Below are 16764 nucleotides of genomic sequence, written 5' to 3' on the forward strand. Positions count from 1 at the left end.
GTGATCGACAGCACTGAGGTGGACGATACGGAGCAAATCGCGGCGTGTAACTGTCGCCGAGGTGGCTCTTTTCATGATTGTTCACGCCGAGTTTGATCCGGAGTCCGGGTTGGCCGGAGACGATCAAGTCCCCTCAGCCCGGAGGCGTGTGTGAAAACCCGTCTGGCGATCATCCTGACCCTGGTGATCTCGCTCTTGGCCAACCTGACCCCGGTTCAACCGGCCCTCGCCGCGCCCTCGCAGGGCGCGATCTCGGTCGCCGTGGCCGACGGTGACGTGATCATCAGCTTGGAGGCGTCCGGCTACTCGTCGGCGCAGATGCAGCAGATCCTCGCGGAGACGCAGGGCCGCAACGCCAGGCTCAGCGACACCATCAAGGAGGACTTCGAGAACAACCCCAACGGCCTGCCCGGCGGCGGCTTCGACGACTGGACCCCCTTCACCGGCCAGCTCGGGCTGACGTCCACCGGGATCAGCCTCACCATCACCGACGGCGCGCCGCTCACCAACGCCAGCTGGTGGGCCGAGGTCCTCGCCGCGGCGACGGGCATGCTGTTGGGGCTGGCGCTCAGAACGCTGTGCGTCGGCTTCCTGCCCGCGGCGGCGGTCCTCTGCGTCAGCATCGGCGGCTTCTTCGGAGGCCTGGCCAGGGGCATGATCCAGCAGGCGTTCGACGGTACGCTCAGCGACGGCAACGCTTGGGCCAAGACGTTCATCGGTGCGATCGCGATGGCCGCCGGGGGCGCTGCCTGGGAGGCCGGGATCAACACCTGGGCCAAGGAGGTCCTGCCGGGCCACATCGACAAGCTCGCCGCGGGGCTGCGGAAGCTGGGCCAACAGCTCGCCGGGAACTGGGCCGCCTTCAGGGACGCCTGTGGCGCCGCCGCCAACTTCCTCGCCGAACTCGCCAGCCGTATCCCGGACGCCGTCTCCAGGGTGCGCGTTCCCGGCGCCATGCGCCTCATGCCGCTGGGCGACTCCATCACCGAGGGCGTCGGCAGCCCGACGAACTCCAGCTATCGCATGGTGCTCCAGCGCTCGCTCACGAACATGGGTTTCCAGTACGACTTCATGGGCTCCCTCGCCCACGGCACCGGACCCGACCGCGACCACGAGGGCCATTCCGGCTGGCGGATCGACCAGATCCAGGGCCAGGTCGAAGGCTGGCTCAACGCCTACCGGCCCGACGTGGTGACCCTGCACCTGGGCACCAACGACATGATCCAGAACTACCAGGCGAGCACCGCTGCCGACCGGCTCATGGGCCTGATCGACCGCATCTTCACCTTCCGGCCGACGGTGGCCGTGGTCGTCTCCACGCTGGTTCCGTCGCGTACGTCGGCCATCGACGCCCGCATCAGGCAGTTCAACCAGCGACTGCCGGAGATGATCAGGAGTCGCCAGGGGGCGGGCCGGCACATCATCCTGGTCGACATGGCCGCGGTGACGCCGAACGACATCGCCGACGACGTCCACCCCAACGACAACGGCTACCGGAAGATGGGCCAGATCTTCCACCTCGGGGTCATGCGGGCGGCCATGGAGGGGTGGATCACCCCGACCGCCGGTCCCGACCCGGTTCTGTGCACGCCCGGCCCCGACGCGCACGGCGGAAGCGGCCGGGAGGCCTGGTTCGCCGACTTCAACGGCGACGGCCGCGACGACTATCTGGCCCTCGACGCCGCCAACGGTTCGGTGCGGACCTGGCTCAACAACGGCGCCGACTACTCGGGCGACCACTGGGTGCCCTGCGGCATCACCGCGTCCGGCACCGGCACGGGCGTCGGCCACGGCACCGGCCGCGTGGCGCTGTTCGCCGACCTCGACGGCGACGGCCGCGACGACTACCTGGCCCTCGACCCGGCCACCGGCAACACGCGGGGCTGGCGCAACATCGCCGCCGAGAACGGCGGCGACCGCTGGGAGGACCGCGGCGTGCTCGCCTCCGGCATCGGCACGGGCGTCGGCCTGCCGGGACGGGTGACCCAGTTCGCCGACATCGACGGCGACGGCCGCGACGACTACCTGGCCCTCGACCCCGCGAACGGCAACACCCGCGCCTGGCTCAACCGGGGCGCCGACCGCAGCGGCGACCACTGGCTCGACAAGGGCGTCATCGCCTCCGGCATCGACACCGGCGTCTCCCTGACCGGCCGCTACGTCCAGTTCGCCGACCTCGACGGCGACGGGCGCGACGACTACCTGGCGATCGACCCGGCCACCGGCAACACCCGCGCGTGGCGCAACGTCGGCGCCGAGAACGGCGGCGACCAGTGGGAGGACCGGGGCGTGATCGCCTCCGGCACCGGCACCGGCGTCGGCCTCACGGGCCGCGTCGCCCGCTTCGGCGACCTCAACGGCGACACGCGCGCCGACTACCTGGCCATCGACCGGAGCGACGGCTCGGTCCGGGGCTGGATCAACGTCCGCGCCGACGTCACCGGCGACCACTGGATCGACCGGGGGGTCATCGCCTCGGGCATCAACACCGGCGTGGGCGGCTAGGCCGAGACGGCGACGGGCAGGGCGTGGTATCCCCGGATCACCATGCCCTCCCGCCGCCGGGCGCCGGGCAGCAGCCTGACCCGCGCGAACCGCTTGGCCAGCGCCTCGAAGGCGACGCGTCCTTCGAGGCGGGCCAGTGGCGCCCCGAGGCAGTAGTGGATGCCGCCGCCGAACGACAGGTGGTCGGGTTCGCCCGTACGGTCGAGGTCGAACCGGCCGGGCTCGCGGTAGACGGCGGGATCCCGGTTGGCGGCCGCGATGAGCGTCACGACGATGGTTCCCTTCGTGAGCGGGTGCCCGCCGAGAACGAGATCCTCGCTGGTGTGGCGGATCGCGCCCTGCACGGGGGAGTCGTAGCGCAGCGTCTCCTCGACCACCCGTCCGGCCAGTGCGGGTTCGTCGCGCAGCCGGTCCCACTGGCCGCCTGCGGCGAGCGCGGCGACGCCGTTGCCGATGAGGTTCACGGTCGTCTCGAAGCCCGCGATCAGCAGCAGGCAGCAGGTCTTGACCGCCTCCTCGGCCGTCATGACCTCCTCGTCCTGGGCGTTCGCCAGGGCGCTCAGCAGGTCGTCCTTCGGCGCGCGGCGCCGGGCGTCGAGGAGCCCGGCGAACAGTTCGGTCAGCTCGCGGGAGGCCCGCCGGAGGCCGGCCGCCTGCCGGGCCGTCCGCACCCCCGCGAGGGTCGCGCCGACGACCGTCCCCATCTCGGTGAACTTCTCGTGGTCGACCCCTTCGATCCCGAACAGCTCGCTGATCACGGCGATGGGGAACGGCGCGGCGAAGTCGCGCATCAGGTCGAACTCGGTCTTCCCGTCGAGCCGGGCGAGCAGCCGGTCGGCGACGGCGGCGATCCGGTCGGCGCGGGCCCGCATCGCCTGCGGCCGGAAACTCGGGGCGGCGATCCGGCGCAGCCGGGTGTGGTCGGGCGGGTCGAGATAGATGAACGCCCCCTCCAGCGGGGAGCCGACGAGCAGCGGGTCGTAGGAGGCCGCGCGGCCGTCGGCGTCGCGGGTGGTGAACCGGCGGTCCCGGAGCACCTCCTCGCAGAGGGCCCGGGAGGTGACCATGTTCGGCCCGACCCGCGAACGCACCACCGGTCCCCGGGCCCGCACCTCCTCCATGAGCCGGTACGGGTCGGCCTCCGGCGACCCTTGCAGCAGACGCGCGACCGGGTCGCCGGAGGCGGCGAGCACGTTGACCACGGAGTTGCGGAATCCGAGGGTCAGGTTGTCGGTAAGAGTTCTCACAAGAGGATCAAGCCATCGCGGGCTTGCGTCTGACTTGTGACTCAGTCAGATGGCTAGCAGCCGGCCCTTTTCTGTGTGTCCACAGTCACCTGTGACGGCCCGGCCCAGACGAGCACCTGCCCTGGGGCCCACGGCACCGCGTCCTCGACGAACCAGTTCCCCGGCACCTGCTCGGCGGGGTCGGACCTGCCGCGGTCGGTGCCGACCCGGAACTCCGCGATCGAGCCGTCCCGCTCGGCCAGCACCGCCCGCGCCTCGTCCACGGTCATGCCCTGGAACGGGACGCAGTGCAGCAACTCGCCCTCGTTACCGACGTCACCGGCCGAGAAATACTGCTCACCGGGCCTGGCCGGGCGGGCGAAGTGGAGCTTCACGCTGCCCTTGAAGTCGGCGGGGATGCGGAAGGAGACCACGCACCGGCCCAGCGACCGGCAGTCCGCCGACTCCTCCTGGATGTGGGATCCCTCGGAGGACTCCATGGCCGTGACCCGGCCGACCACACTCGGCGAGCCCGGGTGGATCGCCAGCCCGATGTCGAATCCCCGCGCCCTGAACTCGGACGCGAAACGCTCAGCGTCGGCGTAGAGGTCCTCGACGGTGACGATCCAGTCGTCGCCCGCGCGCTGGAACGCCAGGGCGGCGGGTGGCGCGATCCCGCTCGGGGCGCCGGGGGGGAGGAAGGCCACGCCCAGGACGGCCGCCGTCGCCAGCACCGCCGCGACGGGGATCAGCACCGGCCAGCGGAGCCTGCGGGGCGGCTCCACCGGGGTCGCGACGATCTCGTCGAACAGCTCTCGCGCCTCCTGACCCGGTTCCGGCGCGCGGGGCACGGGGTCGATGGCGGCCACCATCCGGCCGATCTTGCTCACAGGCTTTCTCCTCTCAGTTCCGCGGTCGTCCGGCCCTTTTCGGCGAGCCCCAGCGCCTTGGCCAGCCGCCTGCGCGCGCGGTGCAGCCTGATGCGGGCGGCGGTCGCCGTGCAGCCGAGCACCTTGCCGATCTCCGGGCCGGTCAGGTCCTCCCAGAAGGCCAGGGCGAGGACCTCACGGTCCCGGTCGGGCAGGTCGCCGAACGCCTCCCGCACGTGGTCGAGCCCGTCGGGCCCGGCCGGTCGGGCGGCGTCCTTGAGGCGTTCGGCCAGCCCGGCCCTGCGGGAGTGTCCGCGCCGCTGGTTGGCCAGGACGCGGCGGGCCACGCCGTACAGCCACAGGCGGGCCGCGTCGCCCTCGGGCACGTCGGCGATGCGCCGCCATGCGGTGAGGAACGTCTCGGAGAGCACGTCCGCCGTGTCGTCGGGGGAGTCCGTGCGGCGGGCGGCGTACTGGTGGATGGCCGGGTAGTGCGCGTCGTAGATCGCCTCGAAGCGGTCTCGCGCTCCCGGGGGGTGGGCCACGGATGACTCTCCTCATGCCGAAGTGCCGGACACCTTGATAGATGTCCGGCACCTCTTACGGCTGTTTCAGTTACATGAGGACGATCTGGCGAAGGACCTCACCGCTGCGAAGGGCCGTCACCGCGTCGTTGAGGTCGGTGATCTGGATGCGGGAGCTGATCATGCTCTCCAGGTCGAGCTTGCCCGCCTTGTAGAGCCCCGCGTAGAACGGGAAGTCCCGGCGGACGTCGCTTCCCCCGTACAGGGAACTGAGGAGGTTCTTGCCGTCGAACAGGAGGCTGAAGGCGTTGAGGGGGACCATGTCGTCCATCGCGCCGGCGCCGACCACGATGACGTCGCCGCCGCGGCGGGTCGCCTGCCAGGCGGTCATGATGGCCTGGGACTTGCCGACGACCTCGAAGCCGTAGTCGAAGCCCTGGCCGTCGGTGAGGGTGCCGATGGCGTCCATGAGCTGGTCGGGGGTGCAGGCGTGGGTGGCGCCGACCTTCTTGGCCAGTTCGTGTTTCGACTCCAGGGGGTCGATCGCCAGGATCGTGGTCGCGCCGGAGATGCGGGCGCCCTGGATCACCGACAGGCCCACGCCGCCGCAGCCGACGACGGCGACCGTCGTGCCGGGGCGGACCTTGGCGGTGTTCAGGGCGGCGCCGACGCCCGTGGTGATGCCGCAGCCGATCAGGGCCGCCATCTCGAACGGCACATCCGTGTCGACCTTGATCGCGCCGCCCTCGGGCACCACGATCTCCTCGGCCCAGGTGCCGCAGCCGGCCATGCCGAAAGCGGGTTTGTCGCCGTCGAACTTGAACCCCGGCTCGGTGAAACCGCGCATGACCGAGGTCAGGCAGAGGTGGTACTGCCCGTGGATGCAGCTCGGGCACGTGCCGCAGGCGGGGGTCCAGTTGATGATCACGTGGTCGCCGGGGGCGACGCTCCGCACGTGGTCGCCGACCTCGACGACCTCGCCGGCTCCCTCGTGACCGGGAACCAGCGGGGCGGGCTGGGGGAGTACGCCCGCGATGGCCGACAGGTCCGAATGGCAGACGCCGGTCGCCCTGATCCGGACCCGGACGTCTGATGGGCCGACCGGGATGAGGGCCAGGTCATCGCGGATGTCGAGTTTGTCCGCGCCGATGGTGTGCAGCAGAGCGCCGCGCATGAGAACCTCCGGTGGTTTTTACTCTTCTTCGAGCGAAAGTGCCGCCTTCGGACATGACCGGACCGCGTGCCGGACCCGGTCGAGCATGTCGGCGGGGGGTTCTTCCAGGAGGACGTGCAGGTTGTCGTCGTCGTCGAGGTCGAAAACCTGTGGTGCCAGGCCTACGCAGACCCCGTTGGCCTCACAGACGAGGTAGTCGACAATGACCTTAGGCATCAAGAACTCCCGAGCAGTTTGCGGTGATCCCAGGAGACTACGCGGCCAGGCTCGACGATGTAGGCGACGCGCTTGCGCCCGGTCAGTTCGACGAAGGGGCGCATCGGCTCGGGGTCCTGGCCGGTCATCCTGGCCGTGACGCGCATGCCGGCGTCCATCACGTCGTCGTAGGGGAGCGCGGTGCCGTAGATCGTCGCGCCGCGCAGGTCGCCGTAGTCGTCGCCCGTCTCGATCAGGCAGGTCACCCGGGGGTCGCGGTCGATGTTGCGGGACTTCTGGGCCTTGGCGTAGGTCCAGAAGATCAGCCGGCCGTCGTCCGACAGGCCGTAGAACATGGTGACCAGGTGGGGCGTGCCGTCGGGGTTGATCGTGGCGAGCTGGAGTTTGCGGCCCTCTTTCAGCAGGACGGCCACCTCTTCGCCGGTCATCCCGATCCGCGCGCGCTGGTTCACGACCAGAAGTAGAACACGTTGCACCTACGTGGACAAGGGTAGTCTCGGGCGGGTGACAAACCACCCGATGCCGGTTCATCTGCGACAGACCGCCGAGCGGGCCAAGGGCTTCATGCCCCCCGCCGAGGGCCTGGCTCTCTACGAGCTCGGTTGTCTGTACGGCTCCCGCGGGCCGATGGCCGAGATCGGCTCCTACTGCGGCAAGTCGGCCGTCTACCTGGGCGCGGCGGCCCGCGCGACCTCCACGGTCCTGTTCACGATCGACCACCACCGGGGTTCCGAGGAGATCCAGCCCGGCTGGATCCACCACGACCCCACCCTGGTCGACCACCGCTACGGCCGGATGGACTCACTGCCCTTCTTCCGTACGACCATCGCCACCGCCGGTCTGGAGGACGAGGTCATCGCGGTCGTGGGGGCGTCGGCGACCGTGGCCGGGCACTGGCGCACCCCGCTCGGGCTGCTGTTCATCGACGGCGGCCACTCCGACGATCCGGTGACCAGGGACTACGAGGGCTGGGCGCCGCACGTGGTGCCGGGTGGCGCCCTGATCTTCCACGACATCCACACCGACCCGGCCGAGGGCGGGCAGGCGCCGTACCGGATCTATCTGAGGGCCCTCGAAGAGGGCTTCAAGGAGACCCGGGTGACCGGGTCGCTGCGGGCCCTGGAGAGGGTCTAGTCAGGCCGGTGACCCTGCCCGCTGGCAGCCGCAGTCTTCGGTGGCGCGGTCTTCGGCGATCGCGCCCGCGTCGCGGAAGATGCCGTTGGCCGGGGTGGTGCGGGAGAGCGCGTCGGCCGCGAGGATCACCGCCGCCGCCGTGTACGCCGATCGCTCGTTCGGGAAGTGGCGCTCGTTCACGAACTGCCAGCCGGTCCAGTAGGAGCCGTCGGGGTGCCGCAGGTGCTGCATCTCAGTGAAGATCGCGAGGGCGCGGGGGTCGTCGACCGCGTCCAGGGCCAGGACCAGCTCGCACGACTCCGCGCCGGTCACCCACGGCTGGTCGGAGACACATCTGATGCCGAGACCGGCCACCGCGAACGTGTCCCAGTCGTCGTCGAGGCGGCGCAGTGCCCGCTCGCCGCGCAGCGCCCCGCCGAGCACCGGGTAGTACCAGTCCATCGAGAAGCGGCTCTTGTCGGCGAACGCCTCCGGGTGCTCGCGCAGCACGTGACCGAGCCGATCGGCCGCCAGCTCCCAGTCGGGCTGCGGATCGCCGAGGGCTTCGGCGAGACGTACACCACAGCGAAGGCCCTGGTAGACCGAGGAGCAACCGGTCAGCAGCGCGTAGGAGTCGGCGGCGGCCTCCCAGAGGATCTCGCCCCGGGTGGTCTGCAGGCCCGTGACGAAGTCGAGGGCCCGGATGACCGTCGGCCACATCTCGCGGGCGAACCCCTCGTCGCCGGTGATCAGCAGGTCGTGCCAGACACCCACCGCGACGTAGGCGGCGTGGTTGGACTCGCCCCGGTCTTCCAGCGGCTCGCCGTTCAGGACCTTCATGGGCCACGAGCCGTCGGCGCGCTGGTGCCGCCGGAGCCACTCCCAGCCGCGTAGAGACGACTCGCGCAGCCCTCCAGCCGTCATGGCCATCAGGCATTCGACGTGGTTCCACGCGTCGACGTGGCCCTCCGGCCAGGGGATCCCCCCGTCGGGGAGCTGGACGGCGGCGATGCTGGCGGCCGTGGCGGCGATCTGCTCGCCGGTCACGACCCCGGGCACCGCCGGGATCATGCGGGCTTCCGGGCGTAGAGGACCACGCTCTTGCCGATGACCGGGTTGAGGATCTGCTCGGCGATGCGGGTGACCGCGGGGCGCTTCATGATGTCCCAGACCAGCAGCTCGTGGTACGCCTTCGCGATCGGGTGGTCGTTGTTGTCGACCCCGACCGCGCACTTGATCCACCAGTAGGGCGTGTGCAGCCCGTGGGCGTGGTGGTGGTCGCCGATCTCCAGGCCGGAGGACTTCAGCTTGGCCGACAGCTCGGCCAGCGTGTAGATCCGGATATGCCCGCCGGGAGCCGTGTGGTAGGCCTCCGACAGCGCCCAGCAGACCCGCTCCGGCAGGAAGGCCGGCACCGTCACGGCCAGCAGCCCGCCGGGCTTCAGCACCCGGACGATCTCCTTCATCGCCGCCATGTCCTCCGGGATGTGCTCCAGGACCTCGGAGGCGATCACCCGGTCGAACGAACCGTCCGGGAACGGCATGTCGAGGGCGGTCCCGACGACGGTCTCACCCGAGGCGCCGTAGGGGACCTCGCCCTCTTTGTCCATGGCCGCGAACATGCCCGCCACAGACTCCATCTCGGCCGGGTCGAGGTCGAAGGCGACCACGTCGGCGCCCCGGCGCAGCACCTCGAAGGCGTGCCGGCCGCCACCGGCGCCCAGGTCGAGCACGCGGTCACCGGGTCCGACGGGCAGGCGGGCGAAATCGACGGTCAGCATCTGCTGGGGAACCCTTCGGGTCAGCGCGCGGCGATGGCCTCGCGGTAGGCCTCAACGGTCTTGCGGGCCACGACGGGCCACGCGTAACGCTCCATGACGCGGTCGAAGCCGCGCTTGCCGTATTCCTCCCGCTCGGCGGGAGAATCATGAAGGCGGAGCAGGGTGGCGGCGAGTTCCTCGGGGTCGCCCGGGGTGACCATGACCGCGGCGTCGCCCACCACTTCGGGCAGGGCGCCGGTGCGGGAGGCGATCAGCGGGGTCCCGCAGGCCATGTGCTCCACGGCGGGGAGGGAGAAGCCCTCGTACAGAGAGGGGACGACGGAGATCTCCGAGGTGGCGATCAGCGTGCCGAGCTCGTCGTCGGTGATGCCGTGGACGAACTTCACCCGGTCGTGCAGCGACAGTTCGGCCACGAGCTGCTCGGTCGGGCCGCCCGGCGTCGGCTTGCTGACGATCGTCAGGTTCACGTCGCGCTCGGTGGAGAGCTTGGCGACCGCGCGCAGCAGCGTCGCGACGCCCTTCATCGGGGAGTCGGCGCTGGCCACCGCCACGATCGAGCCCTTGCGTCTGCCCAGCTCGGGGCGCGGGTGGAAGAACCTGGTGTCCACGCCGAGCGGGATCAGGCGCAGGTTCGACTGGGGCACGTCGAAGTCGCGGTGGATGTCGGCGATCGACGACTCGCTGACGGTCAGGATCGGCTTCAGGCGCGCGGCGACGTAGGCCTGCATGCGGACGAAGCCGTACCAGCGGCGCTTGGACAGCTTCGCCCAGCCCTCGGCGGCCTCGAGTTCGATGCGCCGGTCGACGCTGATGGGGTGGTGGATCGTGCCGACCACCGGGAAGTGCTTCTGGATGCCCAGCACGCCGTATCCGAGCGTCTGGTTGTCCTGTACGACGTCGAAATCGCCGATGCGCTTCTTGAGCTCCCGGTGGGCCCGGATGCTGAAGGTCAGCGGCTCGGGGAAACCGGCCGTCCACATCGTGCCGACTTCGAGGAAGTCGATCCAGTCGCGATATTCGGCCAGTTTCGGGGTCCGAAAAGGATCTTCGTCCCGGTAGAGGTCGAGGCTCGGCACCTTGTTCAGGATCACGCCCTCGTCGAGCTCCGGATAGGGCTGACCTGAGAAGACCTCGACGTGGTGACCGAGAGCGACGAGCTCGCGGGTGATGTGGCGGAGATACACCCCCTGACCGCCGCAGGTGGGTTTGCTGCGATAGGACAGCAGTGCGACGCGCAGCCTCTCCACCCCGAAGCACCCCTTTCCGCCCCTGTGGGGGCACCTGAGATGACCTTAGCCTAGGCAGGTGGAATGCCGTTCGGTGGAACGTGTTCTACGAATGCGGCCCGGTCAGGGCCTTCGGGGTACATTCGCCTACAAAGTTCCCATCCGGAGGAGGACGTGTTGGCCAGACGCGCGTTGATCACGGGCATCACCGGCCAGGACGGCTCCTATCTCGCCGAACACCTGCTCGCCGAGGGCTACGAGGTGTGGGGGCTGGTCCGCGGTCAGGCCAACCCGCGCGTCTCCCGGCTTCCGAAGGACGTCCGGCTGGTCCGGGGCGACCTGCTCGACCAGGGCTCGCTCATCTCGGCGGTGGAGAAGGTCCGCCCCGACGAGGTCTACAACCTGGGCGCCATCTCGTTCGTGCCCATGTCGTGGGAGCAGGCCGAGCTGACGGCCGAGGTGACCGGCATGGGCGTGCTGCGCATGCTGGAGGCGATCCGGGTCTGCTCCTCGCGCGGCGGGGAGATGCGCTTCTACCAGGCGTCGTCGTCGGAGATGTTCGGCCAGGTCCGCGAGACCCCCCAGACCGAGGTGACCCCCTTTCACCCCAGGTCCCCGTACGGGGTCGCCAAGACCTACGGCCACTTCCTGACGCAGAACTACCGCGAGTCGTACGGCATGTACGCCGTCTCCGGGATCCTGTTCAACCACGAGTCCCCCCGGCGCGGGGCCGAGTTCGTCACCCGCAAGGTGACGCTCGGGGTGGCCCGCATCAAGCTGGGCATCGCCTCGGAGCTGCGGCTCGGCAACCTGGAGGCCCGCCGCGACTGGGGGTTCGCCGGCGACTACGTGCGCGCCATGCACCTGATGCTCCAGGCCGAGACGCCCGAGGACTTCGTCATCGGCACCGGCCGCACCCAGTCGGTGCGCGAACTCGTCGCGGCGGCCTTCGCGGCGGCCGGGCTCGACTGGGAGCAGTACGTGATCGCCGACCAGTCGCTGCACCGCCCGGCCGAGGTCGACCTGCTGTGCGCCGACCCGAAGAAGGCCCGCATGCAACTGGGCTGGGAGCCGACCGTCCCGTTCGAGGAACTGGTCTCGATGATGGTCGAGTCGGACCTCCGCCTCCTCACCGACGGCGGAGACCCCCAGGACTCCAGCTGGCCCTGAGCCTGTCTGACCGCCGCGCCTCCGGCGCGGCGGCTCGCCCGCTTCATGCCCGTGCCTTCCCTCGTCGCTCCGGTTCGCTTCGCTCTCCTGCGCTCCTCGGTCCAGGCACGGGCGCGGGCGAGCAAGTCCCCCATACGACTGAGCTGTTGGGCGTGCCGTAACGGCGAATCGGGAACCGGAGACTCATGATCGCTACTTTTTGCGCATGAGAAAATACGTACTGTCGCTGGTTCTGCTCGGTTCCGCTCTCTTCGCGCTTCCCGGCGCGCCGGCCCAGGCCCAGACCAGTGGCTGTGGCGCGCAGCTGGACACCCGCAAGGGCGTCTTGAGCGTGGTCTGGCGGCTCTGCCTGGAAGACGGCGCCTGGCCGCACGGGTCGCTCTCGGCCGACTGCCGGGTCGCGGCGCCCTTCTGGTTCTCCATTCCCTGCACGGTCGCGGGCCGTTTCGAGATCCAGAAGAACGGCAACCTCGTGGTGTCGGGGCCCTTCACCGCCTCCAGCGACCTGAACGGCCACACCGAGGTGAGCGACATCTTCACGTTCCGGTGCCAGGGGCCGGGTGCCTACGGCTTCGCCGTCAAGGACGCCGTCTACACCTTCCCGGTCGTCGGGGCCGTGCGCGTCCCCGACGCCTTCGTCGCCCTGACCGACGCCTGCTGACGGAGGGGTGCGGGGCCGTCCGGCCCCGCACGCGCGCCGATCAGAGCGAGACGGGCAGGTCCTTGATGCCGTTGATGAAGTAGGACCGCAGGCGGCGGGCCTCGCCCGCCTGCTGGATCTTCGGCACCCGCTCCGACAGGACCTCGAAGAGGACGCGGAGCTCCATCTTGGCCAGGTGGTTGCCGAGGCAGAAGTGGGCGCCGCCGCCGCCGAAGCCGAGCTGCGGGTTCGGGTCGCGGGTCACGTCGAAGACATCGGGGTTGGCGAAGACCTCCTCGTCGCGGTTGGCGCCCGAGTAGAAGATGACGACCTTGTCGCCTTCCTTGATCTGCTGGCCGCGCAGTTCCATGTCCTGGGTCGCGGTCCGCTTGAACAGGTTGACCGGCGCCACCCAGCGGACGATCTCGTCGGACGCCGTGCGGGCCACCGCCGGGTCGGCGACGAGTTTGGCCCACTCGTCGGGGTGCTCGAAGAGGGTCAGCATGCCGCCGGAGGCCGCGTTGCGGGTCGTCTCGTTGCCGGCCACCACCAGGAGCAGCACGAACAGGTCGAACTCCTCGACGCTCAGCTCCTCGCCGTCGTCGCCCGGCTGGAGGAGCTTGGTCACCAGGTCGTCGCGGGGGTCCGCGCGGCGGGCCTCGGCGAGCTGGTTGGCGTAGGCGTAGACCTCCATCGGCGCCGCCATGCCCTCGTCGGGGCTGGGCGAGTAGTCGGGGTCGTCCATGCCGATCATGCGGTTGGACCACTCGAACAGCTTGTCGCGGTCTTCCGCGGGGGCGCCGAGGAGTTCGCAGATGACGTACAGCGGAAGGGGCGCGGCGATGTCGCGGACGAAGTCGACGCTCGGCAGCGCCTTCGCCTCGTCGATGAGCTGGTGGCAGATCTCGCGGATGTGGTCTTCCAGGTTCGAGATGGCACGCGGGGTGAAGCCCCGGTTCACCAACGAGCGGCGGCGGGTGTGCTCCGGCGGGTCCTGGTTCAGCATCATCAGCCGCTGGAGTTCGAGCTCGGCCTCGCCCGGTTCGGGGAACAGCGACAGCCGCCGGTGGGAGGAGAACAGGTCGCTGCGCCGCGACACGTGCACCACATCGGAGTGTTTGGTCAGAGCCCAGAAGGGCGGCCAGCCTTCCATCTGGCCTCCCTGGTGATGAAACACCGGGGCGTTGGACCGCAGCCACGTGAACTGGTCGTGGGGCGCGCCGGAGGCCGCGTACCGATCCATGTCGACGAGGTCGATGTGCATCTGATCACCCGATCATCGTGGGGTCGAAGAGAAGCTGGAACGTGTTCTAGCCAAGCATGTTTCAGCACCAAACAGGTCATCCGATGTCTGAGCTTGACACGGAGGCAGGCATGGCCCCAGGCTTCTTCGTGCAAACATCGGATGTATAGGGGGAGTCGTGAGGCTGCTTCGAGTAGGTGGAAACGGCGCGGAACGCCCGGCCGCGCTCACGGAGGACAACCGGCTGCTCGACCTGGGCGAACTCCTCAATGGAGGCGATTTCACCCCAGATTTCTTCGCTTCCGGGGGACTCGACCGGGTTCGTGAGGCACTGGCCGGTGACTCCCTTCCTGAGCTCGACCAGGACGGCCTGCGCATCGGCCCGGCCATCGCCCGGCCCGGAAAGATCGTATGCATCGGACTGAACTACCGCGACCACGCGGCGGAGTCCGGCGCCGCCGTTCCGGCCGAGCCGGTGGTCTTCATGAAGGCCCCCAATACAGTCGTCGGACCTTTCGACGAGGTCTTGGTGCCGCGCAACAGCGTGAAGACCGACTGGGAAGTCGAACTCGCCATCGTGATCGGTTCGACGTGCCGTTATCTGGGCTCGCACGAGGAGGCGCTGGCGGCCGTCGCCGGCTACACCGTCTCCAACGACGTCTCGGAGCGCGAGTTCCAGCTCGAGCGCGGCGGTCAGTGGGACAAGGGCAAGTCCTGCGAGACCTTCCAGCCGCTCGGCCCGTGGCTCGTCACGGCCGACGAGGTCGAGGACCCGCAGGCGCTCGGGCTGCGCCTCTGGGTGAACGGCGACCTCAAGCAGAACGGCAGCACCAAGAACATGATCTTCGGCGTGGCCGAGATCGTGCGCTATCTCAGCCAGTTCATGGTCCTCGAACCCGGGGACGTGATCAACACCGGCACACCCGCCGGAGTGGCCCTCAGCGGCCTTCACCCCTACCTCAAGGAAGGCGACGTCATGGAGCTCGAGATCGACGGTCTCGGCCGGCAGCGGCAGACGGTGGGGCAGGCGTGACCACCGCCCCGTCCCTCTACAGGCCGATCCAGTCGTTCCAGACCTTCGACATCCGGTTCCCGACGTCCCTGGAGCTCGACGGCTCCGACGCGATGAACCCCGACCCCGACTACTCGGCCGCCTACGTCGTGCTGTCCGACGGCGACTGCGAGGGTCACGGGTTCGCGTTCACCATCGGCCGCGGCAACGACATCCAGACCGCGGCGATCCGCGCGCTGGAGCCGTACGTGCTCGGCCGTGACGTCAGCGACCTCGGCGCCCTCTACAAGGAGATGGTGTACGACAGCCAGCTCCGCTGGCTGGGCCCCGAGAAGGGCGTCATGCACATGGCGATCAGCGCGGTCGTCAACGCGCTGTGGGACCTGAAGGCCAAGCGCGAGGGCAAGCCCCTGTGGCGGCTGCTCGCCGAGATGTCGCCCGAGGAACTCGTCGGCCTGATCGACTTCCGCTACATCGGCGACGAGCTGACCCCCGACGAGGCGCTGGAGATCCTGCGCCGCGCCGAGCCCGGCCGCGCCGAGCGCATCGAGAAGCTGGTGGAGACGGGCTACCCGGCGTACACGACCTCGCCCGGCTGGCTCGGCTACGACGACGAGAAGCTGCGCCGCCTCTGCAAGGAGGCGCTCGACGACGGCTTCAAGCAGATCAAGCTGAAGGTCGGCGCCGACCTCGACGACGACATCCGCCGCATGCGCATCGCACGCGAGGTCTGCGGCGAGGGCTTCCCGATCGCCATCGACGCCAACCAGCGCTGGGACGTCGGCACGGCGATCGACTGGATCAAGGCGCTCAGCCCCTACTCGCCCCACTGGGTCGAGGAGCCGACCAGCCCTGACGACGTGCTCGGCCACGCCACCATCGCCCGCGCGATCTCGCCGGTGCCGGTGGCCACCGGTGAGCACGTGCAGAACCGGGTGATCTTCAAGCAGCTGCTGCAGACGCGCGCCATCTCCTACCTCCAGCTCGACGCCGCGCGGGTCGCCGGCGTGAACGAGAACATCGCGATCCTGCTGCTGGCCGCCAAGTTCGGCGTGCCGGTCTGCCCGCACGCCGGCGGTGTCGGTCTCTGCGAGCTGGTGCAGCACCTCTCGATGTTCGATTATGTGTCGGTGACAGGAACCATGGAAAACCGGGTCATCGAGTACGTCGACCATCTGCACGAGCACTTCGTCGACCCGGTGGTCGTCACCGACGGCGTCTACCGGGCGCCGGTCACCCCCGGGTTCAGCGCCGAGATGCGGCCTGAGTCGATCGCGGCCCATCTGTTCCCCGGCGGGCCGGTCTGGAGCGAGTCATGACCGAGTTCGCGGGCCTTCGAGCCCTGGTCACCGGCGGTGGGCAGGGCATCGGCCTGGCCGTCGCGACACTGCTGGCCGAGCGCGGCGCGCGGGTCGCCTGCCTCGATCTCAACCCGCCCGGTGAGCCCTTCGTCGGCGTCAAGGCCGACGTGACCGACGACGCCTCGGTGCGCGCGGCCGTCACGTCCGCCGCCGAGCAGCTCGGCGGCATCGACATCGTCGTCAACAACGCCGGGATCGGCGCGGCCGGCACGGTCGCCGACAACGACGACGCCGAATGGCTCCGCGTGTACGACGTCAACGTCGTCGGCATGGTCCGGGTCACCCGGGCCGCACTGCCCTACTTGCGCGAGTCCGAGCACGCGGCGATCGTCAACACCTGCTCGATCGCGGCCACGGCGGGCATCCCCCAGCGGGCGGTCTACAGCGCGACGAAGGGCGCCGTCTACTCGCTCACGCTGGCGATGGCGGCCGACCACGTACGCGACGGAATCCGGGTCAACTGCGTCAACCCGGGCACCGCCGACACCCCGTGGGTCGGCCGGCTGCTCGACGCCGCCGCGGACCCCGCCGCCGAGCGCGCCGCCCTGAACTCCCGGCAGCCCATGGGCCGCCTGGTCAGCGCAGAAGAGGTCGCCCACGCGGTCGCCTACCTGGCCAGCCCGCTCGCCTCGGCCACCACCGGCACCTCGCTGGCGGTCGACGGCGGCATGCAGGGCCTGCGCCTGCGGCCGAAGGGCTGAGGC

At 69.8% G+C, this 16764-nt stretch carries 17 protein-coding genes; 7 read left to right on the plus strand and 10 right to left on the minus strand.

The annotated features are described in order from the left end of the window. Nucleotides 1–150 precede the first annotated feature (150 nt). On the plus strand, nucleotides 151–2505 hold the full coding sequence (locus tag AW272_RS09225) for a GDSL-type esterase/lipase family protein (protein WP_066362726.1): 2355 nt from the start codon (nucleotides 151–153) through the stop codon (nucleotides 2503–2505). Here AW272_RS09225 and AW272_RS09230 read toward each other — a convergent pair. The 6 genes from AW272_RS09230 to AW272_RS09255 form a co-directional block, all read right to left on the minus strand. Then, complete coding sequence (locus AW272_RS09230; protein ID WP_066362727.1) at nucleotides 2502–3752, minus strand: cytochrome P450; 1251 nt, start codon at nucleotides 3750–3752, stop codon at nucleotides 2502–2504. The two genes, AW272_RS09225 and AW272_RS09230, sit on opposite strands and share 4 nt — an antisense overlap. Before the next feature lie 53 nt (nucleotides 3753–3805). Continuing rightward, entirely contained in the window at nucleotides 3806–4621 is an 816-nt protein-coding gene (locus AW272_RS09235; protein ID WP_066362728.1) for a hypothetical protein, read from the minus strand. After that, entirely contained in the window at nucleotides 4618–5145 is a 528-nt protein-coding gene (locus AW272_RS09240; protein WP_066362730.1) for an RNA polymerase sigma factor, read from the minus strand. The genes AW272_RS09235 and AW272_RS09240 overlap by 4 nt, the downstream gene beginning before the upstream one ends. Nucleotides 5146–5215: 70 nt before the next feature. Beyond that, entirely contained in the window at nucleotides 5216–6298 is a 1083-nt protein-coding gene (locus tag AW272_RS09245) for a Zn-dependent alcohol dehydrogenase (RefSeq protein ID WP_066362731.1), read from the minus strand. Between the two features lie 18 nt (nucleotides 6299–6316). Next, nucleotides 6317–6514 (minus strand): ferredoxin, encoded by a 198-nt coding sequence (locus AW272_RS09250; RefSeq protein WP_066362733.1) that lies wholly within the window; start codon nucleotides 6512–6514, stop codon nucleotides 6317–6319. Continuing rightward, a complete protein-coding gene (locus AW272_RS09255) occupies nucleotides 6514–6966 on the minus strand; it encodes a pyridoxamine 5'-phosphate oxidase family protein (RefSeq protein ID WP_066362734.1) in 453 nt (150 codons plus the stop codon). The genes AW272_RS09250 and AW272_RS09255 overlap by 1 nt, the downstream gene beginning before the upstream one ends. A gap of 67 nt (nucleotides 6967–7033) precedes the next feature. Here AW272_RS09255 and AW272_RS09260 point away from each other — a divergent pair, with 67 nt between their 5' ends. Beyond that, nucleotides 7034–7648 carry a class I SAM-dependent methyltransferase gene (locus AW272_RS09260; protein ID WP_066362735.1) on the plus strand — a complete coding sequence of 205 codons (615 nt, stop codon included), beginning with the start codon at nucleotides 7034–7036 and terminating at the stop codon, nucleotides 7646–7648. Here the strand turns inward: AW272_RS09260 and AW272_RS09265 are convergent, their stop codons facing one another. The 3 genes from AW272_RS09265 to AW272_RS09275 are packed head-to-tail and all read right to left on the minus strand — an operon-like array spanning nucleotide 7649 to nucleotide 10646. Beyond that, nucleotides 7649–8698, minus strand: coding sequence for a glycoside hydrolase family 15 protein (locus tag AW272_RS09265; RefSeq protein WP_066362736.1), 1050 nt, complete (start codon nucleotides 8696–8698; stop codon nucleotides 7649–7651). It abuts the gene before it with no gap. Then, on the minus strand, nucleotides 8695–9408 hold the full coding sequence (locus tag AW272_RS09270) for a class I SAM-dependent methyltransferase (RefSeq protein ID WP_066362737.1): 714 nt from the start codon (nucleotides 9406–9408) through the stop codon (nucleotides 8695–8697). Before AW272_RS09270 ends, AW272_RS09265 begins: the two co-directional genes overlap by 4 nt. A 20-nt stretch (nucleotides 9409–9428) precedes the next feature. Next, a complete protein-coding gene (locus tag AW272_RS09275) occupies nucleotides 9429–10646 on the minus strand; it encodes a glycosyltransferase family 4 protein (RefSeq protein WP_083958202.1) in 1218 nt (405 codons plus the stop codon). A 165-nt stretch (nucleotides 10647–10811) separates the two neighbouring features. On the opposite strand from AW272_RS09275, the gene AW272_RS09280 reads away from it, so the two are divergent. After that, on the plus strand, nucleotides 10812–11804 hold the full coding sequence (locus tag AW272_RS09280; protein WP_066362740.1) for a GDP-mannose 4,6-dehydratase: 993 nt from the start codon (nucleotides 10812–10814) through the stop codon (nucleotides 11802–11804). Between the two features lie 205 nt (nucleotides 11805–12009). Then, nucleotides 12010–12465, plus strand: coding sequence for a hypothetical protein (locus AW272_RS09285; protein ID WP_066362742.1), 456 nt, complete (start codon nucleotides 12010–12012; stop codon nucleotides 12463–12465). Between the two features lie 40 nt (nucleotides 12466–12505). On the opposite strand, the gene AW272_RS09290 is transcribed toward AW272_RS09285, so the two are convergent. Next, the gene (locus tag AW272_RS09290) at nucleotides 12506–13708 is read right to left on the minus strand and encodes a cytochrome P450 (RefSeq protein ID WP_066362744.1); all 1203 of its coding nucleotides are present in this window, start codon (nucleotides 13706–13708) and stop codon (nucleotides 12506–12508) included. Nucleotides 13709–13865: 157 nt separating this feature from the next. Between AW272_RS09290 and AW272_RS09295 the strand changes: the two genes are divergently transcribed. From AW272_RS09295 to AW272_RS09305, 3 genes are read left to right on the plus strand one after another with little or no spacing between them, the layout of a single operon-like run. Next, nucleotides 13866–14720 (plus strand): fumarylacetoacetate hydrolase family protein, encoded by an 855-nt coding sequence (locus tag AW272_RS09295; protein WP_066362745.1) that lies wholly within the window; start codon nucleotides 13866–13868, stop codon nucleotides 14718–14720. Beyond that, nucleotides 14717–16018 carry an L-fuconate dehydratase gene (locus AW272_RS09300; protein ID WP_218010833.1) on the plus strand — a complete coding sequence of 434 codons (1302 nt, stop codon included), beginning with the start codon at nucleotides 14717–14719 and terminating at the stop codon, nucleotides 16016–16018. Before AW272_RS09295 ends, AW272_RS09300 begins: the two co-directional genes overlap by 4 nt. Next, a complete protein-coding gene (locus AW272_RS09305; RefSeq protein ID WP_066362747.1) occupies nucleotides 16015–16761 on the plus strand; it encodes an SDR family NAD(P)-dependent oxidoreductase in 747 nt (248 codons plus the stop codon). Before AW272_RS09300 ends, AW272_RS09305 begins: the two co-directional genes overlap by 4 nt. The last annotated feature ends 3 nt before the right edge of the window (nucleotides 16762–16764 follow it).

This window comes from Herbidospora mongoliensis, from assembly GCF_001570545.1.
Classification (GTDB): domain Bacteria; phylum Actinomycetota; class Actinomycetes; order Streptosporangiales; family Streptosporangiaceae; genus Herbidospora; species Herbidospora mongoliensis.

What these genes read in the sequence shown, in the direction of transcription:
- AW272_RS09245 (WP_066362731.1), bottom strand. Translation starts at nt 6,298, where the DNA reads ATGCGCGGCGCTCTGCTGCACACCATCGGCGCGGACAAACTCGACATC.
- AW272_RS09250 (WP_066362733.1), bottom strand. Translation starts at nt 6,514, where the DNA reads ATGCCTAAGGTCATTGTCGACTACCTCGTCTGTGAGGCCAACGGGGTC.
- AW272_RS09260 (WP_066362735.1), top strand. Translation starts at nt 7,034, where the DNA reads ATGCCGGTTCATCTGCGACAGACCGCCGAGCGGGCCAAGGGCTTCATG.
- AW272_RS09265 (WP_066362736.1), bottom strand. Translation starts at nt 8,698, where the DNA reads ATGATCCCGGCGGTGCCCGGGGTCGTGACCGGCGAGCAGATCGCCGCC.
- AW272_RS09270 (WP_066362737.1), bottom strand. Translation starts at nt 9,408, where the DNA reads ATGCTGACCGTCGATTTCGCCCGCCTGCCCGTCGGACCCGGTGACCGC.
- AW272_RS09285 (WP_066362742.1), top strand. Translation starts at nt 12,010, where the DNA reads ATGAGAAAATACGTACTGTCGCTGGTTCTGCTCGGTTCCGCTCTCTTC.
- AW272_RS09290 (WP_066362744.1), bottom strand. Translation starts at nt 13,708, where the DNA reads ATGCACATCGACCTCGTCGACATGGATCGGTACGCGGCCTCCGGCGCG.
- AW272_RS09305 (WP_066362747.1), top strand. Translation starts at nt 16,015, where the DNA reads ATGACCGAGTTCGCGGGCCTTCGAGCCCTGGTCACCGGCGGTGGGCAG.